A 26646-nucleotide genomic window follows, 5' to 3' on the forward strand; every position below is an offset into this window, starting at 1 on the left:
AAGCGAAACGCGTTATGCCGCTTCAGGTTTGCGGTGCTTCTCCGGCAGCTTTACCGGCTGCGTCGCCAGCTCGTCCGGTTCGAAATCATCCACGTTAATACTGCGCAGACGGCTCTCTTCGGCTTTCACCAGCAGAGCGGCTTCATCTTTATTGATAATGCCACCGGCGAGCGCCTGTTTTGCCAGTTCGTCCAGACGGGTAAACGGCAGGTTTTTGCCCAGCTGTTTACAGATCTTCTGGTGAATCGGATCGGCAGCCATCACGTCCAGCAGCGCTTCTTCCAGCAGACCCACCGGGTTATGTGGCGTCGGCGTCAGATACTGACCACGACCGATACGGGAGCGGGTTGCGCTCGGTACCTGCAGGATCTTCGCCACCTTGTGGTCCAGCTTGTCGGACGGCGCCAGGTGGTGACGACCGGTCGGGAAGATCACCACGCGCAGGGCGCCTGCCACAAAGCGGTTCGGGAAGTTCGCCAGCAGATCGTCAATCGCCTGTTCAGCCTGATACATCGCATCCTGCACGCCCCAGTGCACCAGCGGCAGATCCGCTTCCTGACGGCCTTCATCGTCGTAACGTTTCAGGACCGCAGAGGCCAGGAAGATCTGGCTCAGCACATCGCCCAGACGGGCAGAGATACGTTCGCGACGCTTCAGGCTGCCGCCCAGCACCGCCATGGAAACGTCAGACAGCAGGGCCAGGTTGGCGCTCAGACGGTTCAGATGCTGGTAATAACGTTTGGTCGCATCGCCGGTCGGCGTGGCGCTGGTAAGGCCGCGCGTCAGGCCCAGCCAGAAGCTGCGCACCTTGTTGCTGCCCACGTGACCGATATGTTTGAACAGCAGCTTATCGAAGGCATCCACGTCGTTGTTCTGCGCGGCGGCCATCTCTTCCAGAACGTAAGGATGGCAGCGAATTGCGCCCTGACCGAAGATCATCATGCTGCGGGTCAGGATGTTTGCCCCTTCCACGGTGATGGCAATCGGTGCGCCCTGATAGCCGCGCGCCAGGAAGTTGCCTTCGCCGAGCATAATGCCTTTACCGCCCGCGATATCCATCGCGTCAATGATTGACTGCTGCGCGCGGTGGGTACAGTGGTACTTCACAATGGCGGACAGTACGGCTGGTTTTTCGCCCAGCATAATGCCGTAGGTAATCAGCGTGGCGGCAGCATCCATCACGTAGGCGTTGCCCGCGATACGCGCCAGCGGCTCTTCGATACCTTCCATCTTGCCGATGGAGATTTTGAACTGACGGCGGATGTGAGCGTAGGCACCAATCCCCATCGCGACCGACTTCAGACCGCCGGTTGAGTTCGAAGGCAGGGTAATGCCGCGGCCCACCGACAGACATTCCACCAGCATACGCCAGCCCTGACCGGCCATTTTCGGGCCACCGATGATGTAGTCAATCGGCACAAAGATATCCTGACCGCGGGTCGGACCGTTCTGGAACGGCACGTTCAGCGGGAAGTGACGACGACCAATCTCGACGCCTGGGGTAGAGGTTGGGATCAGCGCACAGGTAATGCCCAGATCTTCTTCACCGCCCAGCAGTTTTTCCGGGTCAGAGAGCTTAAAGGCCAGACCCAGCACGGTGGCGATAGGTGCCAGGGTGATATAACGCTTGTTCCAGGTCAGGCGCATGCCCAGCACCTGCTCGCCCTGCCACTCGCCCATGCAGACCACGCCGGTATCCGGGATCGCGCCCGCATCGGAGCCCGCTTCCGGGCTGGTCAGCGCGAAGCACGGGATTTCCTGACCGCGTGCCAGACGCGGCAGGTAGTGATCTTTCTGCTCTTCCGTACCGTAATGCTGCAGCAGTTCGCCCGGCCCTAAGGAGTTAGGCACGCCAACGGTAATCGCCAGGATCCCGGAAACGCCTGCCAGCTTTTGCAGCACGCGAGCCTGAGCGTAAGCGGAGAACTCCAGACCGCCGTACTCTTTCTTGATGATCATCGCGAAGAAGCGATGCTCTTTCAGGTACGCCCACAGCTCTGGCGGCAGATCGGCCATTTCGTGGGTGATGGCAAAGTCGTTTGCCATACGGCAGGCTTCTTCTACCGGGCCGTCAATAAAGGCCTGTTCTTCAGCGGTCAGGCGCGGCTGCGGGTAGTTATGCAGCTTTTTCCAGTCCGGATTGCCCTGGAACAGGTCGCCTTCCCACCAGGTAGTGCCCGCATCAATCGCTTCTTTCTCGGTACGCGACATTGGCGGCATCACTTTGCGGAAGCCTTTGAACACCGGCGCAGAGATCATTGATTTACGCATCGGCGCCAGGTTAAACGGCAGAAGAATGATGGCAAGAGGGACTAAAAGCCAGATATTCCAGAGACCTGCGACGCCAAGCGCAGCCGTCCAGGCCAGAAGAATCAGGCTGCTCAGGAATAAACTTACGCGGTGATAGAACAACACACCGAGCAGAACAACGGTTGCGAGAATGCTCAAAATCATCATAAAGAAAAGCTCCCTTGCTTGTAGGAGGTCTGACCACTTGTGATGATATGGTTGTAGTTGATGTAAATTCCTTTAGCAATGTGTTTACAAAATAATTACAACCTGGTTCACATTGTTCGTGTTTTAGCCGGCACAAAAAATCAAAACGCCGGACGATTCGCATGGCTTTAGCTTCTCGCTTTTCGCGCTATCCGGTACACTCCACTGTGTTATTTCATCAATACTGAAGGATTATCCTCATGTACCAGGATCTTATTCGTAACGAACTGAACGAAGCGGCGGAAACGCTGGCGAACTTTCTGAAAGATGATGCCAATATTCACGCTATTCAGCGCGCAGCGGTCCTGCTGGCCGACAGCTTCAAAGCCGGTGGCAAAGTGCTCTCCTGCGGTAACGGCGGTTCCCACTGCGACGCGATGCACTTTGCAGAAGAGCTGACCGGACGCTATCGCGAAAACCGCCCGGGCTACCCGGCGATTGCGATTTCAGACGTGAGCCACATCTCCTGCGTAGGCAACGACTTCGGTTACGATCACATCTTCTCCCGCTACGTTGAAGCGGTAGGCCGTGAAGGCGACGTGCTGCTGGGGATTTCTACCTCCGGCAACTCCGGCAACGTGATCAAAGCGATCGCTGCCGCGCGTGAAAAAGGGATGAAAGTCATCACCCTGACGGGTAAAGATGGCGGTAAGATGGACGGTACGGCGGACGTTGAAATCCGCGTTCCGCACTTCGGTTATGCTGACCGTATTCAGGAAATTCACATCAAAGTGATCCACATCCTGATCCAGCTGATCGAAAAAGAGATGGTTAAGTAAGACTTCGCTGGGGGCACTCTTGCCCCCGCTGTTGTGGAGGTGACGTATGTGCGAACTGCTCGGGATGAGCGCCAATGTGCCAACCGATATCTGCTTTAGTTTCACCGGGCTGGTTCAGCGCGGTGGAGGAACCGGGCCGCATAAAGACGGCTGGGGCATCACCTTCTACGAAGGCAAAGGGTGTCGCACGTTCAAAGATCCACAGCCCAGCTTTAACTCACCGATTGCCAAACTGGTGCAGGACTATCCCATCAAGTCCCGCTCGGTGATCGCCCACATCCGTCAGGCTAACCGTGGCGAAGTGGCGCTGGAAAATACCCATCCGTTTACCCGCGAGCTGTGGGGCCGTAACTGGACCTACGCGCACAATGGGCAACTCACGGGCTATAAGTCGCTGGAGACGGGCAATTTCCGCCCGGTCGGCGAAACGGATAGCGAAAAAGCCTTCTGCTGGCTGCTGCACAAGCTGACGGAGCGGTATCCCCGCACGCCAGGCAACATGGCTGCCGTGTTCAAATACATCGCGACGCTGGCGACCGAGCTGCGTGAAAAAGGCGTGTTCAACATGCTGCTCTCTGACGGCCGCTATGTGATGGCGTTCTGCTCGACGAATCTGTTCTGGATCACCCGCCGTGCGCCGTTTGGCGTGGCGACGCTGCTGGATCAGGATGTGGAGATAGACTTTCAGAAGGAGACCACACCGAACGATGTGGTCACAGTCATTGCAACGCAGCCGCTGACGGGCAACGAAACCTGGCAAAAGATTATGCCAGGCGAGTGGGTGCTATTTTGTCTCGGGGACCGTGTAATTTGACGCCAGCTGTGGATGGACGACTTCGTGGCTCAGCGGTTTGCTGACCACGTAACGGCCATCTACGATAGAGACCACCGGTGGCTTGTGGGTCTGCTCAAAGTAGTCGTAACCTGGCTTCAGCTGTTTCCAGAAATCCGCGTAGTATGAGTACTTGTGACGCGCCATGTTGGCGTCCGTCATGCGGAACGGATAGATGCTGACCTGTACGCTAGGCTGTCCAAAGACCAGCGCGCCGGTCACGAACTGGAATATCTCATCAATGCCGGAATCGGTCATCGCATAACAGCCGATAGACACGCAGGCACCGTGGATCATCAGGTATTTACCTTCATAACCGTGCGCACGGTCATAGGCATTCGGGAAGCCGATGTTAATGGCTTTATAGAAGCGGCTGTCAGGCTTGAGCTGGCTGCGCTGAACGTTGTAGAACCCTTCCGGACTTTTGAAGTCGCCCTGACGCTGTTTTGGCCCCAGCCCGCCGGAGTAGTTACAAATTTTGTAACTATCAAGCAGCTGATAGGTCTCGCCCATTTTCACAAACAGATCGAGAGTGCGTTCTTCCTTGAAGATTTGAATATAAACCGGCGATCCCATTAACTGCTGTTTATATTCCTTGCTGACCGGCGTCGTTGAGCTATTACTGCTGAGCAGTCCGGCAAACGACATGCACGGAATCAGAAGCATCGCAATGAACAATGCGATTTTACGCATACTACTAGTTCCTTGATAAAACCATGACCAACTTGCCAGGACGGCAAAAGAGACCCGAAATCAGATTATTCTGTTAGGAGCGCTCACATTAGCACCGCTATAGATTTTCGCAAGAGCCGGGCGGTGAGTTTACAAATTAGTTTTACTTTATAAACCATCAAAATCGCGATGGCTCCAGGAACTTTGCGCATTAGCTCGCAATTTGGCACGCGCTACGGCGGATTCCCTGCCCGCGAGAAGGGGAAAATGTTACACTTCGCGCCCACTGGATTGTTGTTCATGGAAACCTGCTAACCACATGTTTAAAATAAAAAAAGGACTTGATCTGCCGATTGCAGGCGTGCCCGCGCAGCACGTTTCGACAGGCGCAAGCGTTAATCATGTCGCCATTGTGGGCGACGACTACCTGGGAATGCGACCTTCTATGTTGGTACAGGAAGGCGATCGCGTGATCAAAGGACAGGCGCTCTTTGAGGACAAAAAAAATCCCGGCGTGATGTTTACGGCGCCCGCGAGCGGCACCGTTGTGGCGATTAACCGTGGCGAACGACGCGTTCTGCAGTCGGTGGTTATTCGCATTGAAGGCAACGAACAGCGTGAATTCGCCCATTACGATGCCGCAGACCTCGCGTCGCTGAGCCGTGACGCCGTTCAGGCTCAGCTTCTGGCGTCCGGTTTATGGACCGCGCTTCGTACGCGTCCCTTCAGCAAATCCCCTGTTCCGGGCACGGAACCGGCCGCGATTTTCGTCACGGCCATCGACACCAATCCGCTTAGCGTGGACCCGCAGCCGGTTATCCTGGCGCAGCGCAAAGCCTTCGATGCCGGGTTGACCGTTTTAACCCGCCTCACGTCAGGGAAAGTCCACGTTTGCCAGGCCGGCGGCGGCAAGCTTGGCGGGCATCCGCAGGGGCAGGTCACGTTTAATGAGTTTGCTGGCCCGCATCCGGCGGGTCTGGTCGGAACGCACATCCACTTTCTTGAGCCGGTAAGCCTGACGAAGCGGGTCTGGCATCTGAATTATCAGGACGTCATCGCCATCGGTAAGCTTTTTACTACGGGTGAACTCTGCGCTGAACGGATCGTCGCCGTCGGCGGGCCGCAGGCTGCACACCCACGCCTGGTGAAGACGCTGCTGGGCGCAGACATCAATGAACTGCTGGTGGGGGAAACCAAAGAGGGTGAAAACCGCCTGATTTCCGGTTCGGTCCTCAGCGGACGCCATGCTGCCAATGCACACGCGTATCTGGGACGTTTTCATTTGCAGGTCAGCATTGTGCAGGAAGGGCGTGAGAAAGAGCTGTTCGGCTGGGTGCTGCCCGGTGCGGAAAAATATTCCGTTACCCGCACCACGCTGGGCCATTTCCTGCGTAATAAGCTGTTTAGCTTCTCGACCAGTACGCACGGCGGCGAGCGCGCCATGGTCCCGATTGGTAACTACGAGCGCGTCATGCCGCTGGATATTCTGCCGACCATGCTGCTGCGCGATCTGCTCGCCGGTGATACCGACAGCGCGCAGGCGCTAGGCTGTCTGGAACTTGACGAAGAAGATCTGGCGCTCTGTACCTATGTCTGTCCGGGAAAATACGAATATGGACCGGTATTGCGCGAGGTGTTAACCCGCATTGAGCAGGAAGGATAACCGATGGGCTTAAAACACCTCTTTGAAAAAATTGAGCCGTACTTTACCGAAGGGAAGCTCAAAAAGTACTACCCGCTGTATGAAGCAACGGCGACTATTTTCTACACGCCGGGGCTGGTGACGAAAGGCGCGGCGCACGTTCGCGACGCCATCGACCTTAAGCGGATGATGATCCTGGTGTGGTTTGCGGTCTTCCCGGCGATGTTCTGGGGAATGTACAACGTTGGCCTGCAGACCATTCCGGCGCTGCACCACATGTACGATGCGCAGCAGCTGGCGCAGGTGCTCCAGTCTGACTGGCACTACCGTCTGGCCCAGTCGTTAGGGGTGAGCTTCGCTGCAGACGCGGGCTGGATCAGCATGATGACGCTGGGCGCGGTGTTCTTCCTGCCGATTTACCTCACGGTATTTATCGTGGGCGGTTTCTGGGAAGTGCTGTTTGCCATCATCCGTAAACACGAGATCAACGAAGGCTTCTTCGTGACCTCGATTCTGTTTGCCCTGATTGTCCCGCCAACCTTACCGCTCTGGCAGGCGGCGCTGGGCATCAGTTTCGGCGTGGTGATTGCCAAAGAGATCTTCGGCGGCACCGGGCGGAACTTCCTTAACCCGGCGCTGGCGGGCCGTGCGTTCCTCTTCTTTGCCTATCCGGCGCAAATCTCGGGCGACCTGGTCTGGACGGCGGCAGACGGTTTTTCCGGCGCGACGCCGCTTTCACAGTGGGCGGCCCATGGTGGCGAAACGCTGGTGAACAACGCGACGGGTCAGCCAGTCACCTGGCTTGATGCCTTTATTGGCAGCATTCCGGGCTCCATCGGTGAAGTCTCGACGCTGATGATTTTGCTTGGCGGGGCGATCATTCTTTTCGGACGTGTGGCCTCCTGGCGGATTGTGGCGGGCGTGATGATCGGCATGGTGCTGACCGCCACCCTGTTCAACGTTATTGGTTCTACTACCAACCCGATGTTCTCCATGCCGTGGTACTGGCATCTGGTGTTGGGGGGCTTCGCGTTCGGCATGATGTTCATGGCGACGGACCCGGTCTCGGCCTCGTTTACAGACAAAGGTAAATGGAGCTATGGCGTGCTCATTGGCGCGATGTGCGTCCTGATCCGCGTGGTCAACCCGGCCTATCCGGAGGGGATGATGCTGGCCATTCTGTTTGCCAACCTGTTTGCGCCGCTGTTCGACTACCTGGTGGTGCGGGCCAACATCAAGCGGAGGAAGGCGCGTGGCTGAAGTAAAAAATAACGACAGCATCAGCAAAACGCTGCTGGTGGTGCTGGTGCTCTGTCTGGTCTGTTCCATCGTCGTGGCCGGTTCTGCCGTGGGGTTAAAACCCCTGCAGCAGGAGCAACGCGCGCTGGATAAACAGCGCAACATTCTGGCCGTGGCCGGGCTGATGCAGGAAGGAATGAGCGCAGACGACGTTTCGGCCGTCTTTGCCGAACGTATTTCCGCGCGGCTGGTGGATTTAAAAACGGGTGAACTGCTGGATAAAGACCCGGCAACCTTCAACCAGGCGCTGGCGCTGAAAGATCCGCAGATGAGCGTGACGCTCGAGGCATCGCAAGATCCGGCCGGGATTAAGCGCCGCAGCAACCTGGCCGAAATTTACCTGGTGCGTGACCCCCAAAAACGCATTCAGGAAGTGGTGCTTCCTGTCTACGGCAACGGCCTGTGGTCAATGATGTATGCCTTTGTGGCACTGGATACGGATGGCCGCACCGTTAAAGGCATTACGTATTATGACCAGGGCGAAACGCCGGGGCTGGGCGGCGAAGTGGAAAATCCGAACTGGCGGGCACAGTTTGTCGGCAAGAAAGTGCTCGACGATAACGGTTTGCCTGCGCTGAAGGTGATGAAAGGGGCGGCACGTCCCGGTGACGACTACGCCGTCGACGGGCTTTCCGGCGCCACGCTCACCTCAAACGGGGTGCAGCACAGTTTTGATTTCTGGATGGGCGAGCTGGGCTTTGGTCCTTTCCTGAAAAACGTACGTGAAGGAGCGCTGAACAATGGCTGATACCGGTGAACTGAAAGAAGTGAAAAAGGTGCTCATTGGCCCACTGCTCGCCAATAACCCGATCACGCTGCAGGTGCTGGGCGTCTGTTCGGCCCTGGCGGTAACGACCAAGCTGGAAACGGCGGTGGTGATGACGCTGGCCGTCACGCTGGTCACGGCGTTTTCGAGCATGTTTATCTCGATGATCCGCCACCACATTCCCAACAGCGTGAGGATCATCGTGCAGATGGCGATTATCGCCTCGCTGGTGATCGTGGTCGATCAGCTGCTGCGCGCCTTCGCCTATGAAACCTCCAAACAGCTCTCGGTGTTTGTCGGGCTGATCATCACCAACTGTATCGTCATGGGGCGTGCGGAAGCCTACGCCATGAAAATGCCGCCGCTGGCGAGCTTTATGGACGGTATCGGCAACGGCCTGGGCTACGGCGCGATCCTGCTGACCGTGGGGTTCCTGCGCGAGCTGATTGGCAGCGGCAAGCTGTTTGGCATCACGGTGCTGGACACGGTGCAAAACGGCGGCTGGTATCTGCCAAACGGTTTGTTCCTGCTGGCCCCTAGCGCATTCTTCATTATCGGTTTGCTGATCTGGCTGATTCGTACCCTGAAGCCAGAACAGCAGGAAAAGGAGTAACCGACGATGGCTCATTACCTGAGTTTGTTTGTGCGCGCGGTGTTTGTTGAAAACATGGCGCTCGCGTTTTTCCTCGGCATGTGTACGTTCCTCGCCGTGTCTAAAAAGGTCTCCACGGCATTTGGGCTGGGGGTGGCGGTCACGGTTGTGTTGGGGCTTTCGGTTCCGATTAACAATCTGGTGTACAACTTCGTGCTGCGGGACGGCGCGCTGGTGGAAGGGGTTGATCTCAGCTTCCTGAACTTCATCACCTTTATCGGGGTGATCGCGGCGCTGGTGCAAATCCTTGAGATGATCCTCGATAAGTACTTCCCGTCGCTGTACAACGCGCTGGGGATCTTCCTGCCGCTGATCGCGGTGAACTGCGCCATCTTTGGCGGCGTCTCGTTTATGGTTCAGCGTGATTACAACTTCAGTGAATCCGTGGTGTACGGTTTTGGTTCCGGCATCGGCTGGATGCTGGCGATTGTCACCATGGCGGGGATCCGCGAGAAAATGAAATATGCCAACGTGCCTGCGGGTCTGCGTGGCTTAGGGATCACCTTTATCACCACCGGTCTGATGGCGCTGGGCTTTATGTCCTTCTCCGGTGTGCAGCTATAAGGGCTAACAGATGGAAATTATCCTTGGCGTGGTCATGTTCACGCTGATTGTACTGGTGCTGTCAGGACTCATTCTGGCGGCGCGCGCGAAGCTGGTGAATTCCGGCGACGTGGTGATTGATATTAACGACGATCCGCAGAATCAGATCCGCACGCCGGCGGGAGATAAACTGCTCAACACGCTCTCAGGTAACGGTATTTTTGTCTCCTCAGCCTGCGGCGGTGGCGGCTCCTGCGGGCAGTGCCGCGTGACGGTAAAAGAGGGCGGTGGCGATATTCTGCCCACCGAACTGACGCATATCACAAAGCGTGAGGCAAAAGAGGGTTGCCGTCTGGCCTGCCAGGTCGCGGTGCGCCAGAACATGAAGATTGAGCTGCCGGAAGAGATCTTCGGCGTTAAAAAATGGGAGTGCGAGGTTATCTCTAATGATAACAAAGCCACCTTTATTAAAGAGCTGAAGCTGCGGGTACCGGAAGGGGAAGATGTTCCGTTCCGCGCCGGGGGATACATTCAGATTGAGTGTCCTGAGCATACCGTGGCGTATGCGGACTTTGACGTTCCGCAGGTGTACCGCGCCGACTGGGACAAATTCAATCTCTTCCGTTTTGTATCCGAGGTAAAAGAGCCGACGCTGCGCGCCTACTCGATGGCCAACTACCCGGAAGAGAAGGGCATCATCATGCTCAACGTGCGTATCGCCACGCCGCCACCGAATGTGCCGGATGCACCGCCGGGCGTGATGTCGTCATACATCTGGTCTCTGAAGCCGGGAGATAAGGTGACCATCTCCGGTCCGTTCGGGGAGTTCTTTGCGAAAGATACCGATGCGGAAATGGTCTTTATCGGCGGCGGTGCCGGTATGGCCCCGATGCGCTCGCACATTTTTGACCAGCTCAAGCGGCTCGGCACCAAGCGTAAAATCAGCTTCTGGTACGGGGCGCGTTCGCTGCGCGAAATGTTCTATGACGACGAGTTTGAACAGCTGGCGCGTGAAAACCCGAACTTTACCTTCCATGTGGCGCTCTCCGATCCGCAGCCGGAAGATAGCTGGACGGGCTATACGGGGTTCATCCACAACGTGCTGTATGAAAACTACCTCAAACAGCACCCGGCGCCCGAGGACTGCGAGTTCTATATGTGTGGTCCGCCGATGATGAACGCCGCCGTGATTAAGATGCTGAAAGATCTCGGCGTCGAAGATGAGAATATCATGCTCGATGATTTTGGAGGCTGATGATGCTGACGTTTCTGGCAACCTTTGTGGTTTTTGTGCTTGTCATCTTCGGCATGTCGTTAGGCTGGATCGTTAAACGGAAAAGCATTCAGGGCAGCTGCGGCGGTATTTCCTCCATTGGGATGGAAAAGGTCTGCGACTGCCCGGAACCGTGCGATGCGCGGAAAAAAAGAATGGCCCGCGAGCAGCAGCGCATCATTTAATCTGCCAGGTCGGGTAAGGCGAAGCCGCCACCCGACAATTCCCACGCACACTTCTCAATCCTCATTTGTTTACTGTATACTTATCCAGTTATGAGTGAGGGCTTACTATGCGCAAAATAATCCATGTTGATATGGACTGCTTTTTTGCCGCAGTGGAGATGCGTGACAACCCGGCGCTGCGGGATATTCCCATCGCCATTGGCGGCAGCCGCGTTCAGCGTGGTGTCATCAGCACCGCCAACTATCCTGCGCGCAAATTTGGCGTGCGCAGCGCCATGCCGACGGCGATGGCCTTAAAGCTTTGCCCTCATCTCACGCTTCTGCCCGGGCGGTTCGACGCCTATAAAGAGGCTTCCCTTCATATTCGGGAAATCTTTTCCCGCTATACCTCTCTGATAGAGCCGCTGTCGCTGGACGAAGCCTATCTCGATGTGACCGACAGCGTGCATTGCCACGGCTCCGCCACGCTGATGGCGCAGGAGATCCGCCAGACGATTTTCAACGAGCTGAATCTGACGGCATCGGCGGGGGTCGCGCCCGTTAAATTCCTCGCCAAAATCGCCTCCGATTTAAATAAGCCCAACGGTCAGTACGTCATCACGCCGGAAGAGGTGCCTGCGTTTTTGAAAACGCTACCGCTCGGTAAAATCCCCGGCGTCGGGAAAGTCTCCGCTGCAAAGCTGGAAAGCATGGGGCTACGGACCTGTGAAGACGTGCAGCGAAGCGACCTCGCCATGCTGCTGAAGCGCTTTGGGAAGTTTGGCCGCGTGCTGTGGGAGCGCAGCCAGGGGATTGACGATCGCGATGTGAACAGCGAACGGCTACGTAAATCCGTCGGCGTTGAGCGCACCCTCATTGAAGATATTCATGACTGGTCCGAATGCGAAACCATAATTACGGAACAGCTTTACCCGGAGCTGGAGCGACGCTTAAGCAAGGTGAAGCCGGACCTGCTCATCGCCCGACAGGGCATCAAGCTCAAATTCAACGACTTCCAGCAGACCACGCAGGAACACGTCTGGCCGCGACTGAATAAAGACGATCTTATCGCAACGGCGAAAAAGGCATGGGAAGAACGCCGGGGCGGGCGAGGGGTGAGGCTGGTGGGATTGCACGTCACGCTGCTGGATCCGCAGTTAGAGCGACAGCTGGTATTAGGATTATAAAAAAGCCCGGAGCGCTACGCTTACCGGGCCTGCGTTTTTCACCCTCTCCCTGTGGGAGAGGGCTGGGGTGAGGGTATTACTTAACGGGGATCGCTTTCAGCAGTTCAGTCAGCAGCGTCCAGTAATGGCCGACGCTTTCGATATGAACCTGCTCATCCGGCGAGTGTGGACCGGTAATGGTTGGCCCGATAGATACCATGTCCATGTCCGGATACGGTTTCTTGAACAGACCGCATTCCAGACCGGCGTGGATCACCTGAATGTTCGGGGTGCTGTTGAACAGACGCTGATAGGTTTCACGCACCAGCGCCATCACCGGAGAACTTGCATCCGGCTGCCAGCCCGGGTAGCTGCCTTTTGCAGACGTTTTCGCGCCCGCCAGCGTGCCCAGAGATTCCAGCATGCTCACCACGTACTCTTTACCGCTGTCGATCAGCGAACGGATCAGGCAGATAATTTCCGCGCTGTCGTCGCTCATGGTCACCACGCCCACGTTCAGTGAGGTTTCCACCACGCCTTTCGCCACGTCAGAGTTGCGGATCACGCCGTTTGGCGTCGCGTTCAGCAGCTGAACGAAGGTGTCACGAGACTTCGCGGTCAGCGCGGCTTTATCCGTGGAGACGGATTCCAGCACCACGGTCAGGTTCTTCTCTTTCGCTGACAGTTCGTTTTTCAGGATATCCAGGTACACGGTGGAGAGTTTTTTCAGCTCGTCGGCTTTTGCCGCCGGTACTGCCACTGTGGCGAAGGCTTCGCGTGGGATCGCGTTGCGCAGGGTACCGCCGTTGAAATCAACCAGACGCAGATCCAGCTCAGCCGCATGGCCTGCCAGGAAGCGCGCCAGCAGCTTGTTGGCGTTGCCCAGACCCAGGTGAATATCGCCGCCGGAGTGGCCGCCTTTCAGACCTTTCAGCGTCAGCTTGAAGGTCTGGAAACCGGCAGGAATCGCTTCGCGTGACAGCGGCAGGGTAGAGATGAAATCAATCCCGCCCGCGCAGCCCATGTAGATCTCACCTTCTTCTTCAGAGTCGGTGTTGATCAGGATATCCGCCTGCAGCCAGTTCGCCTGCAGACCGAACGCGCCGTCCATTCCTGCTTCTTCGGTCATGGTCAGCAGCACTTCCAGTGGACCGTGCTCAACGCTGTCGTCAGCCAGTACCGCCAGCGCAGAGGCCATACCGATGCCGTTATCCGCGCCCAGGGTGGTGCCGCGTGCTTTCACCCAGTCGCCGTCGATGTACGGCTGAATAGGATCTTTAGTGAAGTCGTGAACGGTGTCGTTGTTCTTCTGTGGCACCATGTCCAGGTGCGCCTGCAGCACAACCGGTTTGCGGTTTTCCATGCCTGCGGTGGCGGGTTTGCGGATCAGAATGTTGCCAACCTGGTCACGTTCCGCATGCAGACCTTTTTCCTTCGCCCAGCCCATAATATGTTCGGCAAGCTGTTCTTCATGGTAGGAAGGGTGTGGAATGGAGCAGATTTTGGCAAAAATATCCCACAGCGGCTGCGGAGATAGTTGAGACAGTTCAGACACGATAAGTCTCCTTGTCGAGGCGCTGCAAACAGGGTTGCAGGTCACAGGGTTAGCAGGTTAATAGTTACCACAAGTCAGGCTTGCGAGATGAAACTGAGAATACCACTTTCTCTGCTGGCTGGTAGCATAAAGCATGTAAAAACACAGGCAGAGGGCGCTAAACACTGGTTTTTAGTGCGCCAGATCTCTATAATCTCGCGCAACCTATTTCCCCCTCGAACACTTTTTAAGCCGTATAAAAACAGGCTGGGACACTTCACATGAGCGAAAAATACGTCGTCACCTGGGACATGTTGCAGATTCACGCACGCAAACTGGCTGCGCGTCTGATGCCTTCCGAACAGTGGAAAGGCATTATTGCCGTCAGCCGTGGCGGTCTGGTACCGGGGGCGCTGCTGGCACGTGAGCTGGGTATTCGTCATGTCGATACCGTTTGCATCTCCAGCTATGACCATGACAACCAGCGTGAGCTGACCGTGCTGAAACGCGCGGAAGGCGACGGTGAAGGTTTCATCGTGATTGATGACCTGGTGGATACCGGCGGTACTGCGGTCGCTATCCGCGAAATGTATCCGAAAGCACATTTCGTCACTATCTTCGCGAAACCTGCTGGTCGCCCGCTGGTTGACGATTACGTGATTGATATCCCGCAGGATACCTGGATTGAACAGCCATGGGATATGGGCGTGGTCTTCGTACCGCCGATTTCAGGCCGTTAATCCCAGTACGTAACTTTACACGCCCGGCAATGCCGGGCGTTGTTCTTTTTGGCCTGCCACGCGTTACAATAGTCTTCATATGACGTATTCATGGAGGCAACGCAATGACGCAGGCGAATCTCACCGAGACACTTTTCAAACCCCGTTTCAAACACCCTGAAACGTCGACGCTGGTGCGTCGCTTTAATCCGGGGACCCAGCCTGCCGTCCAGTCCGCGTTAGACGGTAAAAACGTGCCCCACTGGTATCGTATGATTAACCGCCTGATGTGGGTCTGGCGCGGTATCGATCCCCGTGAAATCCTTGATGTGCAGGCGCGTATCGTGATGAGTGAAGCCGAGCGTACCGACAGCGAACTCTATGATACGGTAGTGGGCTATCGCGGCGGAAACTGGATCTACGAGTGGTCTAAACAGGCGATGCTCTGGCAGCAAAAAGCCAGCCAGGAAGAGGATGCCACGCGCAGCGGCAAGCACTGGCTGCATGCGGCCAATCTCTATGCCATTGCCGCGTATCCACATCTGAAAGGTGATGAGCTGGCCGAACAGGCACAGGCGCTGGCGAATCGCGCTTACGAAGAGGCGGCCCAACGCCTGCCGGGCCAGATGCGCGAACTCGAGTTTACCATTCCGGGTGGGTCATCCATTACCGGGTTCCTGCATATGCCTGAAGGTGAAGGCCCGTTCCCGACCGTCCTTATGTGCGGTGGGCTGGATTCGTTGCAGATCGATTATTACAGCCTGTATGAGCGCTACTTCGCACCAAAAGGGATCGCCATGCTGACGCTGGATATGCCCTCAATCGGCTTCTCCTCCAAATGGAAACTGACTCAGGATTCCAGCCTGCTGCACCAGCATGCGCTAAAAGCGCTGGAAAACATTCCGTGGGTCGACCACACCCGCGTGGCGGCATTTGGCTTCCGCTTTGGTGCAAACGTCGCGGTGCGTCTGGCTTACCTTGAATCTTCTCGCCTGAAAGCCGTCGCCTGCCTTGGTCCGGTCGTTCACGCCCTGCTCAGCGATCCTGCACGCCAGGGGAGCGTACCTGAAATGTACCTTGATGTGCTGGCCAGCCGTCTTGGCATGCATGATGCATCAGACGAAGCGCTGCGCGTTGAGCTCAATCGCTACTCGTTAAAAACGCAAGGGTTGCTGGGACGTCGCTGCCCAACGCCGATGCTGTCGGGATTCTGGAAAAACGATCCGTTCAGTCCGGAAGAAGAGTCGCGCTTAATCACGTCGTCATCTGCGGATGGCAAATTGCTAGAAGTGCCGTTCAGCCCGGTCTATCAGAATTTCGATAAAGCGCTGAAAGAGATTACACGCTGGATCGCTCAGAGATTGTGTTAATAGATTGCTAAATTTTGCTGGTTTGGTAAAACAGTGGCTTCACAAAAGGAGATCGCAATGACGTTACCGAGTGGACACCCGAAAAGTAGACTGATTAAGAAGTTTATGGCTCTCGGCCCGTATATTCGAGAAGAGCAGTGTGAAGAGAATCGCTTTTTTTTCGACTGCCTGGCTGTATGCGTCAACGTGAAGCCTGCACCCGAAAAACGTGAATTCTGGGGCTGGTGGATGGAAATGGAAGCAGAGGAAAAACGTTTTACGTATAGCTACCAGTTTGGCCTGTTTAATAAAGACGGCAACTGGCAGGCCACCTCTATTAAAGATCAGGAAGTGATTGACCGCCTGGAATATACGCTAAAAGAGTTCCATGATAAGGCTCGTGCACTGCTGGCGACTCTGGATCTCAAGCTCGAGCCCGCAGATAACTTTTCCAGTGAAGCGGTGAAGCTGACTGCCTGATGGTGTCCCTGCGCCGGGTGGCGGCTTCGCCTTACCCGGCCTACAAAAAATGATGGTTTTCTCCCTCTCCCCGAGGGAGAGGGCCGGGGTGAGGGCACCAGTCCGCATTAATCCCCGAAATAAAAAAACCGGCACAGGCCGGTTTTTTATTTCGCATCATCAGAACTGGTAGGTCATACCCAGGGCAACGATGTCATCGCTGCTCACGCCCAGTTTATTTTTGTCGTCAATCTGGTTGATTTTATAATCAACAAAGGTGGACATATTTTTGTTGAAGTAATAGGTCGCGCCAACGTCAATGTATTTCACCAGATCTTCGTCACCAATACCTTCGATATCTTTGCCTTTAGACTGGACATAACCCAGGGACGGACGCAGACCAAAGTCGAACTGATATTGTGCGACCACTTCAAAGTTCTGCGCTTTATTTGCAAATCCGCCAGAAATTGGAGTCATATTGCGGGTTTCTGAATACATCGCTGCCAGATAAATATCGTTCGCGTCATATTTCAGACCGGTTGCCCAGGCTTCGGCTTTCTGCCCCTGGCCACGCGCCAGCAGGTTCTGCGCGTTGGTGCGGTCAGAGTTGGTGTAAGCGCCGCTGACGGCGAAATTGCTGCCGCCGAAGTCATAGGTCAGAGAGGTACCAAAACCGTCACCGTTCTGTTTCTTGGCGTCACGGTTTTCGTTTTTGCCCTGGTACTGCAGGGTCATGTCCAGGCCGTCAACCGCGCCGAAGAAGTCGGTGTTACGGTAGGTAGCAAGACCGGTCGCACGCTTGGTCATGAAGTTATCGGTCTGCGCGGAAGAGTCGCCGCCGAACTCAGGGAACATGTCGGTCCATGCTTCAACGTCATACAGGGCACCCAGGTTACGACCGTAATCCAGAGAACCAAAGTTTTTCAGCTTCAGGCCCGCGAACGCCAGACGGGTTTTCTGAGAGGAGTCGCTCTCGGCTTTGTTACCTGCAAATTCAGATTCCCAACGGCCATAGCCCGTCAGCTGATCGTTAATCTGGGTTTCGCCTTTAAAACCGAAACGAACGTAAGTCTGATCGCCATCTTTGGTGGCATCATCGCTGATGTAGTGCATGGCTTTCACTTTGCCGTACACGTCCAGCTTATTACCATCTTTATTATAAACTTCAGCTGCGTGAACGGATGCAGAAGCCACTACGCCCATAACCATTAATGCCAGAGTGCTCTTTTTCATTTTCGATCCTGTCTTATAAACGCGCTAAAAAATTCGCTGGACGATAAGCTCATGCTTAAGTCCCGTGAAAAAACAGGAAGGGTTTTATCGTTCTGGAATGAAACTTTTATGACAAACTAAGAATAATTTTAAAAAACTGTGATTTATTATTTCGGTAATAAAAGTGTCAAATTCTCCCGCTACGCTTCCTGATCCCGCGCAACAAATTGTTTCGCGATGTGCTAAGGCAGTTGGCAACGGGGCTGACTCCTGCTAAAACGTTCGTTCGACATTACTTTCCCTTATCGTTGAACGGCAGAGAATCATGAGTGACAGCCAGACGCTGGTGGTAAAACTCGGTACCAGTGTTTTAACAGGCGGATCGCGCCGCCTAAATCGCGCCCACATTGTTGAGCTTGTACGTCAGTGCGCTCAGTTACATGCCGCAGGGCATCGTATTGTGATTGTGACCTCCGGGGCGATTGCCGCCGGGCGTGAACACCTGGGTTACCCCGAACTCCCCGCGACGATAGCCTCCAAACAGCTGCTGGCCGCCGTGGGGCAAAGCCGACTCATTCAACTCTGGGAACAGCTGTTCTCTATCTATGGCATCCACGTCGGGCAGATGCTGTTGACGCGTGCGGATATGGAAGACAGAGAGCGCTTCCTGAACGCCCGCGATACCCTGCGCGCGCTGCTGGACAACAATATTGTTCCGGTCATTAACGAGAACGATGCCGTTGCTACCGCTGAAATCAAAGTAGGCGATAACGATAACCTCTCTGCGCTGGCCGCCATTTTGGCCGGTGCCGATAAATTACTGCTTCTGACCGATCAGCAGGGGCTGTTCACCGCCGATCCGCGCTCCAACCCGGAAGCCGAGCTGATTACCGACGTTCACGGTATCGACGATGCGCTGCGCGCCATCGCCGGTGACAGCGTGTCCGGCCTCGGAACGGGCGGCATGGGGACCAAGCTGCAGGCCGCTGACGTGGCGTGCCGCGCCGGTATCGACACCATCATTGCGGCGGGCAGCCGCCCTGGCGTGATTGGTGACGTGATGGAAGGCATCTCGGTCGGCACCCGCTTCCACGCTCAGGAATCCCCGCTGGAAAACCGTAAACGCTGGATATTTGGCGCGCCGCCTGCGGGCGAACTCGTCGTCGATGAAGGGGCAACCGCCGCGATTCTGGAACGAGGAAGTTCATTACTTCCTAAAGGAATTAAAAGCGTGACAGGCAACTTCTCCCGTGGTGAAGTGATCCGTATCCGTAACCTCGAAGGCCGCGACATCGCCCACGGCGTAAGCCGTTATAACAGCGATGCCCTGCGCCGCATCGCGGGTCACCACTCACAGCAGATCGACGCCATTCTGGGCTATGAATATGGCCCGGTTGCCGTACATCGCGATGACATGATTATTCGTTAAGGAGCCAGAACATGCTGGAACAAATGGGCGCCGCTGCGAAGGCCGCCTCTTACAAACTGGCGCTCCTTTCCAGCCGCGAGAAAAACCGCGTGCTGGAAAAAATCGCTGATTATCTGGAATCACAGTCCCAGGAAATTTTGCTCGCCAACGAACAGGATTTACTGGAAGCGCGCCGCAACGGTCTGAGCGAAGCGATGCTCGACCGTCTGGCGTTGACCCCGGCCCGCCTGAAAGGCATCGCCGACGATGTTCGTCAGGTCTGCAATCTGGCCGACCCGGTAGGGCAGGTGATCGACGGTGGGCTGCTCGACAGCGGTTTACGCCTGGAGCGCCGCCGCGTGCCGCTCGGCGTTATCGGCGTCATTTATGAAGCCCGTCCAAACGTGACGGTGGATGTCGCCTCCCTGTGCCTGAAAACCGGCAACGCCGCTATTCTGCGCGGTGGGAAAGAGACCTGGCGTACCAACGCCGCGACGGTGAAAGTCATTCAGCAGGCGCTGGAAGAGTGTGGCTTACCGGCGGGTGCCGTACAGGCGATCGAGAGCCCAGACCGCGCGCTGGTCAACGAAATGCTGCGCATGGACAAATACATCGACATGCTGATCCCACGCGGCGGCGCTGGCCTGCACAAGCTGTGCCGCGAGCAGTCGACGATTCCGGTGATCACCGGCGGTATCGGCGTGTGCCATATCGTGGTCGACGATAGCGCTGAGATTGCACCGGCGCTGAAGATTATCGTTAACGCGAAGACCCAGCGTCCAAGCACCTGTAACACCGTTGAAACGCTGCTGGTGCATCAGGATATTGCGAACACCTTCCTGCCAGCCCTGAGCAAACAGATGGCAGAGAGCGGCGTGACGCTGCATGCTGACGCCAGTGCGCTCGCGCTGCTGCAGGATGGCCCGGCTAACGTGGTTCCCGTCAACGCGGAGCAGTACGACGACGAGTTCCTGTCACTGGATCTGAATGTGAAAATCGTGAGCGATCTTGACGACGCGATTGCGCACATCCGTGAGCATGGCACGCAGCATTCTGACGCCATCCTGACGCGTACGCTGCGCAATGCCGATCGCTTCGTGAACGAAGTGGATTCTTCTGCGGTATACGTTAATGCCTCAACTCGCTTCACCGACGGCGGCCAGTTTGGTCTCGGTGCCGAGGTGGCGGTCAGCACGCAGAAACTACACGCGCGCGGTCCGATGGGGCTGGAAGCGCTGACCACGTATAAGTGGATCGGCTTCGGCGACGATACGATTCGTGCGTAAATAATCACGGGTGATGCAAAAGTAGCCGTTTGATTCAAAAGGGCATTGACGCATCACCCGGATAGATCTAACCTTTTGCCCCGTGGTTACATTCGTAACCGGCCTCTCAGGGCCGATATAGCTCAGTTGGTAGAGCAGCGCATTCGTAATGCGAAGGTCGTAGGTTCGACTCCTATTATCGGCACCATCTTTTATAATAAAATCATCAAGTTATTATTGCATTGTTTTGCTTTGTTCAACACTAATGTGCAATTTTGCGCGTTGTAGATGTGGCAAAATTGTGGCAAGTACAGTGAGATTGTTTGTGGCTCAATGCAAGGGTATGCTAACGGCACGTGTTACCTTGTAGCTCCCGTCGATCTTGTCTTTTGAGCAATATTACTACTTTGATGGTTTCTGGTTACGGATGTTGTCAGTCCAGTTCGCAGCCAGCACAGTTTGACCTAAAGGATGTTATTACAATAACCTACGCAGGCATTCAAACACGTTTAGTCTGCCATTTAGGTTATTGCATTCACTTGACGACCCATTTGCATTTCACTTAGTCATATCTAACAAAAAAATGCATTCGATACCCTACTATTGACAGGCAGCTTTGAGCGATCTGCTGACATTACCAGCATAGTGGCGTATTAATCATCTAGGAGCAGGTCACAATCTCAGCCATCAAGCTCTGGACTAACCCAACTGCGAAACGCTGCAGACTAACAAGACCATCTTCGTCGTCCTCGCCGTAGAAACGTGTGAAGGCAACCGATCGCACCTTCTCATAGTCTTCACCATGTTCATCGCCTCCAAAACGCTTGGCGAGCGCCGCCAGCACGTACTTCAAAGACTCTTGGTCCTCCTCTGAACGAATAGAGCTATGACTTCGCTAGAGACAAAGTCGCTTACTTAGCTTCCCTGTTTCGATGTTGCAACTCACATATTTTTAACTTTCAGAATGTGTTACCCAATAGTTCGTGCTAATGCTACTATTTGTATTCAATCGGATTAATGATGTTGTTACGCGAGTCCATTGAACTCAACATAAGGGAGTATATGGGGTTAGCTGAAACATTAGTTAGTATTCCGCAGTCTGAAAGAGGCGGTGAGATTGCTCAACGTGGGTTTGACTATCAAACTTGCTGGGCTTTATCTCAAATGCTGGAATATGAACTAGATGAAAAGAACTATGTGTTTATCTTCGAATATCATGATGATGTTCTTATTCTTGATGACGAAGTTTCTCCAACACAACTCACATTTGCTCAAGTAAAAACAAGAGAGAAACACTGGACTGCATCCACTCTTAGTAATAGCACCAAGAAGAACCCAATATCTATCATCGGTAAGTTATTTATTCATCAAAAGAATTTCGCCGAATATTCACCCAAGCTCCTTTTTGTTACTAATGCTTCTTTCAATCTATGTGAGGAAAACGGTGGTAAGTCTTGTTTTGGTGCAAATGAAGTCAAAGTGGAGTATCAGACGAGCTTTAAGAAAGCAATCAAAGATCAAGTAAAGCTTGATGACTCCAGTATCGATCTTTCTGTTATGCGTTTCGTTCAATCCTCATTAAGCCTAGATGACCACATTACACATCTAAAAGGTAAACTATGCGATTTCCTTAGCAAGAAGTTTGGCGATAGCATTAGCCTGAGTGTTAATGCATTAGCTTCTTTGCTTGAACAGGCGTGTCGAGAAAAATCCAAGGTAAAATCCGCAGATATTATTAATTTTCCTGAACTTATCTCACGAAAGGGTTTCTCATCAGAAGCATTGAATGGTGTGCTTGATTCCTTGAATGCAAGTAATAGTTTAAAGCCTGATTGGGACAAAGCTAGTCCCCTATTCAATGATCTTGGCAAAACATCGCTTCAGCTCATTATCCTGCAAGCCATGTTCTCACAAATTTGCATCGACCTTAACCAAAACAAAAAAAATCCTTCGACTGTATATCTAGAATATGCAATTAGCCTTTACGATGAGGCGAGTGCTCACTCGGATTTGAAATTATATCTAACTGAAACCATGTACAAAATTGATGCACTTTGTCCAGATTATGCATTGACTTTAAAGTCAGGGAAGAAAGAATGCATAGTTATTTACTCAATAATTCAGAAGCTCTTAGAGGGAGGTGAATAATGAAAAGCATATACTTTAAAAGTGCTCATATATTATCCCTTCGCGATAAGAAAGGATTCTCCTTCAAGTTCTCACCTGATATTAATATCATTACAGGTGAGAACGACACAGGTAAGTCTAGCTTTATTAAGAGCTTATATCATACATTAGGTGCTGATGTTCGACTGGATAAAAAGTGGAAAGAAGATAACTTTGTTTCAAAAGTTGTTATTTGTGTTAATAATCGTGACTATGCGTTTCTTCGCCACGAAAAACGTATTTCCATTTTCGATATAACAGCAGGACAAGAGCATCACTTAGTGACCTCTAGCTCTCGTGCAGAGATTGCATTAGCTGTGCGTGATGTCTTTGATTTCAATTTGGAGCTTGTGACTAAAACTAATTTGGTTCAGGGACAAGCACAACCAGCAAGTCTTTATCTCCCTTACTATATTGATCAAGATAACGGTTGGGGGAAAGTTTTAGATTCATTTAGCAGTTTGGCTATGTATGAGGACTGGCAAAAAAATATCTTGAATTTTCATACTGGTGTAAAACCAAAGGAGTACTATACTTTACAAGGAAAGATTAATTTAATTGATATCGATCTTGTTGAAATCCGAACGACGTTAAAAGCTCTAAAGAGAGCTAAAAAGCGATTCGAAGAGTCATTTGGAAGAGTACTTTTCGATGTGGATGTAAAATATTATGAAGAGCTGCTGGAACGTTTCCTTCGTAAGTGCCAAGACTTACATCAAGAAGAAACAGAATACAGAATTAAGCTCATAAAAATATTATCTCTACGAGATGAATTAGTAACAGAAATAGAGGAATCAAAAAGACAGCTCGATGAAAATGATATAGATTCTTTGCTACCATCGGCAGGCTTAGAAGCAAGATATGTAGTACTTGAGAATAAAGAAAAGCTATTGCAAATCATACCAAAGTTGTATGAGGAAAAATCTGTATATGATGATCAACTCTCTAAAATTAAAGAAGATTTGAAACAGGCTATAAGCTTAAGCTCAGAACTCAAAAACATGCTTCTGGAAGTCAAAGAGCAACTGACTCTTCAAGACGTTATTAAGTCTCAAGCAAGTAAGCAGGTTGAGGTAACTTTCGATGAGCAAATTAACGAATTACTGCTAAAAATAGGCGAATTGGATGTTGCTAGAACTCAGCTTTCAAAAGAAATAGCAAAGTTCGAAGATAAAAAGCGAGCAAAAGAAATCAATGATAAGTTTAAAGAGTCACTGAAGTTTGCGCAAACTGAGTTAGGTATCAAAGATCCTAAAGTTGGAACTATTCTTCAATATGGTCCGATTTCTAAGAGCGAAACAGGCAGCCGTGCTCCAAGATCAATATTGGCTTATCACTATGCTCTTCTAAAAACAATAGAAGATAAATCGACAAGTCCTATGCTTCCAGTAGTAATTGACTCGCCTAAACAACAAGATCCAGATCCGCGTACAACAAAAAAGTTATTCGATTTATGTATTAATGGTTTATCAACTAATAGCCAGCTAATTATCGGCTCAGTTTCATTTGAAAGAGAAACGAATCAGTTTAAAACACTTATTATGACTGAAAAATACAGTCTGCTAAAATCAGAGCTTTACAATCAGGTTTATCAAGAGATTATGCCTCTTTATGAACGAGCTGCGTTATCATAATCTGATCATTTATATGGGAACACGCTCATCACTATGAGTGTGTCTCCTCATAGTTACGCTAGCTATCAATTAAATTAGCCTATTCAATTGACCAGCTCTTCATTGATCAACAATAAGTGCTATTAGCTACTTCAGCTTTCGGCACAGAGCGGACGAGATGGCTGGTTTGAAGGTCCGCTGTGAGCGAAAAGCGGAAGTTCGTAAGGTATTGCTAACACGCCGGGTGCTAATCGACTGGGAGTAGGTCATATTAGCAGCTCGAATCAGAGATTGTCGTTCGGCGGTCAGAGGCACCTGAACGACTGAATCGACCTGTTAAATCCACAGCACTAAGTGGTCGGTCAACATGATTGATTAAAAATTCTGACGCTAAGTTCGTTGCTAATGAAGTTGCTCAACTCAAAATAAATGGAATATCCTTTCGAAGTTTATGCGAAAGTTCATGATCAGGATAATACTCTACTGCTAGTTTCCACACCCGGCTTGCCTCATCATAATTTCGCGAATTCCAATACAGCCCTCCAAGATTGAACAAAGCAAGTTCGTTTTTCTCGTTTAATGATAAGCATTTTTCATAAGAATCGATTGCCTCTTGGATATATCCTTGAAATTCGTATGCAACTGCGACCTGGAACCAGCTAAAATCATCAGGTTGAATTTTTTCAGCTTGCTCAACTAAGATAGGTAAGCTTTCTTTGAAGCGCTCAAGTTGATTAAGAGCAACTCCGAGACAGTACCCATATTCACCACCAGCAATCTCATAAGCTTTACGAAAATACATCGTTGCATCTTCCCATTCATCTTCATCTTGAGCCCAATGGCCTATACGATCCCAAAGAAAAGCAGTATCTTCATCATTAACATTTTGTATTCGCATCTCAAACTCTTTTTTAAATTCATGATACGAGTACTTAGATGAATTATCATTTACTCTTAGATAATTTTTCGCTAATAGAATTTCTCTTGATGCATCAGGGTGGTTCGGATGCATTTCTAAAAAGCGAGTCCAAAAAGGCAAGCTTAACTTAGTAGAAACAGGCGAGGTTCGACAGAACGTAGCAACTAACATCAAGCACCATTGCCACAATTCATCTTTATTATCATTTCGAGTTAATAAACTATTAATCTCTCTATATGCCGAGCGATAATCCTCCATATTGAAAAGAGTATTTATGCGCCACTTTTCAACAAAGATGATTTTATGTTGATGATTCCTTGGGAAAAGAACTAAATCTAAGTGCTCCAATGCTAGTTCATAATTACCCTTACGATTATGAATAACACCTACCGCTAAATTAGCTTCATTTAAGTTCGGTTCTAAATCCAGTGCCTTCTTATAGCATTCAAAAGCTTCATTTTCTTTCCCCAATCGTGAATAACTGCTACCCATGTTTTTGTAACATTGTGCAGCTAGTTTTCCTTCCTCAACCAAATGTCCCAGAGCGTTCTTATACTCTTGAATAGCTTCTTTGTCTCTTTCAAGAGCTGTATATCCATTACCTAATGAATAATATAAACTCATCTTATTTATATTACCCTCATCGATTCTTTCTCTAAGATATTTTATACCATCCAAGATCCTTTCTTCATTACTATCAACTTTGTCCATGCCTTTATTTATTTCCGACATATATGGAACGATCATAGCTGGATGGTTGGCGCCGAAAATAGCTAAAAACTCATCGAAATTAGCACTTATCACATCGTCATGATTATTTTCATATAGTGAGTTAAGCAGTTCTTGAGCTAACTTTTTATCTTCCGGTATATGTATCTTAGGTATGGCTTTATTAATAGCCTTAGTAATGTTTGAAATAGGTTTGGTTATCAAATCGATTCTTGCATTGCGATTATTTATGGCGTTAAACCTCGCCACCTCTGCGATTTCATGCAAACGAGACTCGGAAATATCCTCAATGAACTTTACAGTCAATGTTTCTTGCTCAATCCATTGTTTTTCAGATTGTTCATAATCCCTTATTACGGCTTCGGCGAATGTTATTTTTAGATTATTACTTGGAGCATGAAAACATACATAGAATGAATAAGGATGCATTAGTAGGTAATTTAGGTTAGCTCTATTAACAGATATACTAATCGAACCATCATTGTTTAATTCTTGTTCAGTTCCTTTCAATTGAACAAACAATCTAATGTTAGTTGCTTGACCATTTGTAGTAATTTCAAGTTGATAGTCAACGCCGTAATCATTTATATCCTGACTTTGAATAAAAAAATCGTTTGAATCTCTGAGGAAATTTTCAAAAGCTGATATTGCAAGTCTTTCAATCCTATGATTCCTGTCTCTTTTGGGGAAATCATTCAAATGCTGCATTTTCTGTCCCTATATACTGTGCACGGAGATATCAACCTCTCTATTAAACTCGATTTCAGTATTTTGGCAACAATTTGAAGCAACTGTAACTTAGAGCGTGTACAGCCTGGAATCCCCGCTGGCGGTGCCGGCGGGCGACAACTTTTGATAACTCAATCCCATCACTAGCGAACTGAACTGCTATCCGTTGATTAATACATAGTGATGCCAGCAATGTCCGCTCCTGGCCCGAAGCGGACCGCCTGGAACACCGCGAAATCTGCTTAGAGCGAGGAGCAGAC

Annotated in this window: 23 protein-coding genes and 1 tRNA gene; 18 read left to right on the plus strand and 6 right to left on the minus strand. The window is 51.8% G+C overall.

The window, feature by feature from the left end; all coding sequences use genetic code 11:
* Nucleotides 1-12: 12 nt before the first annotated feature.
* On the minus strand, nucleotides 13-2457 hold the full coding sequence (gene fadE / locus AC0TNG_RS11715) for an acyl-CoA dehydrogenase FadE (RefSeq protein WP_024909461.1): 2445 nt from the start codon (nucleotides 2455-2457) through the stop codon (nucleotides 13-15).
* A gap of 239 nt (nucleotides 2458-2696) precedes the next feature.
* Between fadE and lpcA the strand changes: the two genes are divergently transcribed.
* Together lpcA and AC0TNG_RS11725 are read left to right on the plus strand one after the other, a co-directional pair.
* The gene (lpcA, locus tag AC0TNG_RS11720; protein ID WP_010427884.1) at nucleotides 2697-3275 is read left to right on the plus strand and encodes a D-sedoheptulose 7-phosphate isomerase; all 579 of its coding nucleotides are present in this window, start codon (nucleotides 2697-2699) and stop codon (nucleotides 3273-3275) included.
* 46 nt (nucleotides 3276-3321) lie between these two features.
* Nucleotides 3322-4089, plus strand: coding sequence for a class II glutamine amidotransferase (locus tag AC0TNG_RS11725; protein ID WP_008500262.1), 768 nt, complete (start codon nucleotides 3322-3324; stop codon nucleotides 4087-4089).
* On the opposite strand, the gene dpaA is transcribed toward AC0TNG_RS11725, so the two are convergent.
* Nucleotides 4060-4800, minus strand: a complete 741-nt coding sequence (gene dpaA / locus AC0TNG_RS11730; protein ID WP_024909462.1) for a peptidoglycan meso-diaminopimelic acid protein amidase — start codon at nucleotides 4798-4800, stop codon at nucleotides 4060-4062. The genes AC0TNG_RS11725 and dpaA overlap by 30 nt on opposite strands.
* A 298-nt stretch (nucleotides 4801-5098) precedes the next feature.
* On the opposite strand from dpaA, the gene AC0TNG_RS11735 reads away from it, so the two are divergent.
* The 8 genes from AC0TNG_RS11735 (at nucleotide 5099) to dinB (ending at nucleotide 12305) form a co-directional block, all read left to right on the plus strand.
* Nucleotides 5099-6442 (plus strand): Na(+)-translocating NADH-quinone reductase subunit A, encoded by a 1344-nt coding sequence (locus AC0TNG_RS11735; protein ID WP_473713218.1) that lies wholly within the window; start codon nucleotides 5099-5101, stop codon nucleotides 6440-6442.
* Between the two features lie 3 nt (nucleotides 6443-6445).
* A complete protein-coding gene (locus AC0TNG_RS11740) occupies nucleotides 6446-7681 on the plus strand; it encodes an NADH:ubiquinone reductase (Na(+)-transporting) subunit B (RefSeq protein ID WP_473713219.1) in 1236 nt (411 codons plus the stop codon).
* On the plus strand, nucleotides 7674-8468 hold the full coding sequence (locus tag AC0TNG_RS11745; protein WP_032646966.1) for a Na(+)-translocating NADH-quinone reductase subunit C: 795 nt from the start codon (nucleotides 7674-7676) through the stop codon (nucleotides 8466-8468). The genes AC0TNG_RS11740 and AC0TNG_RS11745 overlap by 8 nt, the downstream gene beginning before the upstream one ends.
* Nucleotides 8461-9099, plus strand: coding sequence for an NADH:ubiquinone reductase (Na(+)-transporting) subunit D (locus tag AC0TNG_RS11750; RefSeq protein WP_024909466.1), 639 nt, complete (start codon nucleotides 8461-8463; stop codon nucleotides 9097-9099). Before AC0TNG_RS11745 ends, AC0TNG_RS11750 begins: the two co-directional genes overlap by 8 nt.
* A 6-nt stretch (nucleotides 9100-9105) precedes the next feature.
* Nucleotides 9106-9702: an NADH:ubiquinone reductase (Na(+)-transporting) subunit E gene (gene nqrE / locus AC0TNG_RS11755; protein ID WP_023334613.1), complete on the plus strand. Its 597-nt coding sequence runs from the start codon at nucleotides 9106-9108 to the stop codon at nucleotides 9700-9702.
* A 10-nt stretch (nucleotides 9703-9712) separates the two neighbouring features.
* Entirely contained in the window at nucleotides 9713-10936 is a 1224-nt protein-coding gene (gene nqrF / locus AC0TNG_RS11760; protein ID WP_473713220.1) for an NADH:ubiquinone reductase (Na(+)-transporting) subunit F, read from the plus strand.
* Nucleotides 10936-11139: a (Na+)-NQR maturation NqrM gene (gene nqrM, locus AC0TNG_RS11765; RefSeq protein WP_023615899.1), complete on the plus strand. Its 204-nt coding sequence runs from the start codon at nucleotides 10936-10938 to the stop codon at nucleotides 11137-11139. Before nqrF ends, nqrM begins: the two co-directional genes overlap by 1 nt.
* A 107-nt stretch (nucleotides 11140-11246) precedes the next feature.
* The gene (gene dinB / locus AC0TNG_RS11770) at nucleotides 11247-12305 is read left to right on the plus strand and encodes a DNA polymerase IV (protein WP_008500252.1); all 1059 of its coding nucleotides are present in this window, start codon (nucleotides 11247-11249) and stop codon (nucleotides 12303-12305) included.
* A 76-nt stretch (nucleotides 12306-12381) separates the two neighbouring features.
* Here dinB and pepD read toward each other — a convergent pair whose 3' ends face one another.
* A complete protein-coding gene (pepD, locus tag AC0TNG_RS11775) occupies nucleotides 12382-13839 on the minus strand; it encodes a cytosol nonspecific dipeptidase (RefSeq protein ID WP_032646976.1) in 1458 nt (485 codons plus the stop codon).
* A gap of 260 nt (nucleotides 13840-14099) precedes the next feature.
* Between pepD and gpt the strand changes: the two genes are divergently transcribed.
* The 3 genes from gpt (at nucleotide 14100) to crl (ending at nucleotide 16366) form a co-directional block, all read left to right on the plus strand.
* Nucleotides 14100-14558: a xanthine phosphoribosyltransferase gene (gene gpt / locus AC0TNG_RS11780; RefSeq protein WP_010427903.1), complete on the plus strand. Its 459-nt coding sequence runs from the start codon at nucleotides 14100-14102 to the stop codon at nucleotides 14556-14558.
* Nucleotides 14559-14662: 104 nt separating this feature from the next.
* Nucleotides 14663-15907, plus strand: coding sequence for an esterase FrsA (gene frsA, locus AC0TNG_RS11785; protein ID WP_024909469.1), 1245 nt, complete (start codon nucleotides 14663-14665; stop codon nucleotides 15905-15907).
* Between the two features lie 57 nt (nucleotides 15908-15964).
* Entirely contained in the window at nucleotides 15965-16366 is a 402-nt protein-coding gene (gene crl / locus AC0TNG_RS11790; RefSeq protein WP_024909470.1) for a sigma factor-binding protein Crl, read from the plus strand.
* Nucleotides 16367-16525: 159 nt separating this feature from the next.
* Here the strand turns inward: crl and phoE are convergent, their stop codons facing one another.
* Nucleotides 16526-17578 carry a phosphoporin PhoE gene (gene phoE / locus AC0TNG_RS11795; RefSeq protein ID WP_473713221.1) on the minus strand — a complete coding sequence of 351 codons (1053 nt, stop codon included), beginning with the start codon at nucleotides 17576-17578 and terminating at the stop codon, nucleotides 16526-16528.
* 304 nt (nucleotides 17579-17882) lie between these two features.
* Between phoE and proB the strand changes: the two genes are divergently transcribed.
* From proB to AC0TNG_RS11810, 3 genes are all read left to right on the plus strand, one after another.
* On the plus strand, nucleotides 17883-18986 hold the full coding sequence (proB, locus tag AC0TNG_RS11800) for a glutamate 5-kinase (RefSeq protein WP_008501877.1): 1104 nt from the start codon (nucleotides 17883-17885) through the stop codon (nucleotides 18984-18986).
* Nucleotides 18987-18997: 11 nt separating this feature from the next.
* Nucleotides 18998-20251: a glutamate-5-semialdehyde dehydrogenase gene (gene proA / locus AC0TNG_RS11805; protein WP_032646979.1), complete on the plus strand. Its 1254-nt coding sequence runs from the start codon at nucleotides 18998-19000 to the stop codon at nucleotides 20249-20251.
* 111 nt (nucleotides 20252-20362) lie between these two features.
* A tRNA-Thr gene (locus AC0TNG_RS11810) sits at nucleotides 20363-20438 on the plus strand.
* A 453-nt stretch (nucleotides 20439-20891) separates the two neighbouring features.
* Here the strand turns inward: AC0TNG_RS11810 and AC0TNG_RS11815 are convergent.
* Nucleotides 20892-21074, minus strand: coding sequence for a hypothetical protein (locus tag AC0TNG_RS11815; protein WP_000878752.1), 183 nt, complete (start codon nucleotides 21072-21074; stop codon nucleotides 20892-20894).
* 218 nt (nucleotides 21075-21292) lie between these two features.
* Between AC0TNG_RS11815 and AC0TNG_RS11820 the strand changes: the two genes are divergently transcribed.
* Complete coding sequence (locus AC0TNG_RS11820) at nucleotides 21293-22378, plus strand: DUF4297 domain-containing protein (RefSeq protein ID WP_172951202.1); 1086 nt, start codon at nucleotides 21293-21295, stop codon at nucleotides 22376-22378.
* Nucleotides 22378-24030, plus strand: a complete 1653-nt coding sequence (locus AC0TNG_RS11825) for a coiled-coil domain-containing protein (RefSeq protein WP_001575467.1) — start codon at nucleotides 22378-22380, stop codon at nucleotides 24028-24030. Before AC0TNG_RS11820 ends, AC0TNG_RS11825 begins: the two co-directional genes overlap by 1 nt.
* Before the next feature lie 394 nt (nucleotides 24031-24424).
* Here AC0TNG_RS11825 and AC0TNG_RS11830 read toward each other — a convergent pair whose 3' ends face one another.
* Entirely contained in the window at nucleotides 24425-26365 is a 1941-nt protein-coding gene (locus AC0TNG_RS11830; protein WP_267217175.1) for a tetratricopeptide repeat protein, read from the minus strand.
* Nucleotides 26366-26646: the final 281 nt, after the last annotated feature.

The organism is Enterobacter sp. PL_is514, from assembly GCF_055816715.1.

Bases quoted from the DNA above. Each gene is read 5' to 3' on its own strand.
- AC0TNG_RS11830 (WP_267217175.1), bottom strand. From the start codon at position 26,365: ATGCAGCATTTGAATGATTTCCCCAAAAGAGACAGGAATCATAGGATT.
- AC0TNG_RS11825 (WP_001575467.1), top strand. From the start codon at position 22,378: ATGAAAAGCATATACTTTAAAAGTGCTCATATATTATCCCTTCGCGAT.
- crl (WP_024909470.1), top strand. From the start codon at position 15,965: ATGACGTTACCGAGTGGACACCCGAAAAGTAGACTGATTAAGAAGTTT.
- AC0TNG_RS11750 (WP_024909466.1), top strand. From the start codon at position 8,461: ATGGCTGATACCGGTGAACTGAAAGAAGTGAAAAAGGTGCTCATTGGC.
- AC0TNG_RS11740 (WP_473713219.1), top strand. From the start codon at position 6,446: ATGGGCTTAAAACACCTCTTTGAAAAAATTGAGCCGTACTTTACCGAA.
- fadE (WP_024909461.1), bottom strand. From the start codon at position 2,457: ATGATGATTTTGAGCATTCTCGCAACCGTTGTTCTGCTCGGTGTGTTG.
- AC0TNG_RS11820 (WP_172951202.1), top strand. From the start codon at position 21,293: ATGGGGTTAGCTGAAACATTAGTTAGTATTCCGCAGTCTGAAAGAGGC.
- lpcA (WP_010427884.1), top strand. From the start codon at position 2,697: ATGTACCAGGATCTTATTCGTAACGAACTGAACGAAGCGGCGGAAACG.
- proA (WP_032646979.1), top strand. From the start codon at position 18,998: ATGCTGGAACAAATGGGCGCCGCTGCGAAGGCCGCCTCTTACAAACTG.
- dpaA (WP_024909462.1), bottom strand. From the start codon at position 4,800: ATGCGTAAAATCGCATTGTTCATTGCGATGCTTCTGATTCCGTGCATG.
- gpt (WP_010427903.1), top strand. From the start codon at position 14,100: ATGAGCGAAAAATACGTCGTCACCTGGGACATGTTGCAGATTCACGCA.
- frsA (WP_024909469.1), top strand. From the start codon at position 14,663: ATGACGCAGGCGAATCTCACCGAGACACTTTTCAAACCCCGTTTCAAA.
- AC0TNG_RS11735 (WP_473713218.1), top strand. From the start codon at position 5,099: ATGTTTAAAATAAAAAAAGGACTTGATCTGCCGATTGCAGGCGTGCCC.
- nqrM (WP_023615899.1), top strand. From the start codon at position 10,936: ATGATGCTGACGTTTCTGGCAACCTTTGTGGTTTTTGTGCTTGTCATC.
- dinB (WP_008500252.1), top strand. From the start codon at position 11,247: ATGCGCAAAATAATCCATGTTGATATGGACTGCTTTTTTGCCGCAGTG.
- nqrE (WP_023334613.1), top strand. From the start codon at position 9,106: ATGGCTCATTACCTGAGTTTGTTTGTGCGCGCGGTGTTTGTTGAAAAC.
- AC0TNG_RS11725 (WP_008500262.1), top strand. From the start codon at position 3,322: ATGTGCGAACTGCTCGGGATGAGCGCCAATGTGCCAACCGATATCTGC.
- nqrF (WP_473713220.1), top strand. From the start codon at position 9,713: ATGGAAATTATCCTTGGCGTGGTCATGTTCACGCTGATTGTACTGGTG.
- phoE (WP_473713221.1), bottom strand. From the start codon at position 17,578: ATGAAAAAGAGCACTCTGGCATTAATGGTTATGGGCGTAGTGGCTTCT.
- proB (WP_008501877.1), top strand. From the start codon at position 17,883: ATGAGTGACAGCCAGACGCTGGTGGTAAAACTCGGTACCAGTGTTTTA.